A 1,076-nucleotide genomic window follows, 5' to 3' on the forward strand; every position below is an offset into this window, starting at 1 on the left:
CCGCCAAACAACGGCTCAAGGCCGATCTTCCCCGCCTGATGCGGCGCACCGCGATGCTGAACCGGGCGATCTTCTGGGCCGTCATCAGCAGCATCACGATAACGGTGCTCGTGATCGTCGCGTTCATGAGCGCCTTCTTTGCAATTCAACACGAGCGCGGTGTGGCCACCCTGTTCATGGCCGCCCTCGCCGCTTTCACGGTATCGCTGGTCGATTTTGCCCGCGAGGTAAGAATTGCGTTGAGCGAGTTTGATCACTACGGCTGACGCGTGTCGGAGGCTTATTCCACCCGTTTTTATAGCATCGCAAGCCTGCGGGTGACCAATAGGACGTAACAGCTAACAATGAGCTCGACGTCCATCGGACTACAGCCCGGGAGGATCAAGCTGACAGACTCGTAGACTAATTATGAGAGTGCAGCGGTATGGGAGCAGAAAGATGAAGCGATCAATCGCGTTGCCAGTATCTCTGATGGTTGGACTCGCTGCCAGTACTCAACGGGCAAGTGCTGTAGTTTACTGTCAGTATGTAAGCTATCCTGCCCATTGCGTCGTCCGGCCAATCGGCGTCGTCTCACCAGCCTACGAAGCCGGAAGAATCCCGCTTTCGATTGGGCCTCGGCCGAGTGGTCTCTTAAGGCAGGACTTATTCGATCGGAATAACCCAAACAACCTGCGGTCCGATTGGCCCAGCCCTCGCGCTCAGCCAGGCCAGTAGCGAAACGTAACGAAAACGTAATGGCAACATTGCATTGCGAGGAGAGTCAGATGAAATCGAGAGCAGTCGTCGCGGCCTCTACATTGTTTTTCATCGCGGGAGTTCCAGTGGGAGCATTCGAAATAACGGGCTATTGGGCTACTGATCCGTCTGCCTGCAGCAAGGTCTTCGTCAAAAAGGACGGCGCGATTTCCTTTCGTAAAGATTCTGATCAGTACGGCAGCGGGTTCATCCTGGAGGCAGATAGAATACGCGGCCAAATGTCTACATGCACCATCAACCGGCGGAAGGAAGAGGGTAATGTCATCCATATGGTTGCGAAGTGTGCAGACGACATCATGACATCGAATGTACAGTTG

The 1,076-nt window shown here is 54.5% G+C and carries 2 protein-coding genes; both read left to right on the top strand.

Annotated elements, in window-relative coordinates:
* Positions 1-266 (top strand): DUF2721 domain-containing protein (locus AC1D00_RS42475; RefSeq protein ID WP_477014831.1); only part of this gene is annotated, 266 nt, incomplete at its 5' end.
* Between the two features lie 501 nt (positions 267-767).
* Positions 768-1,076: hypothetical protein (locus AC1D00_RS42480; protein ID WP_477014832.1), on the top strand; the 309-nt coding region annotated here is incomplete at its 3' end.

This window comes from Bradyrhizobium sp. P2_E8, assembly GCF_056403875.1.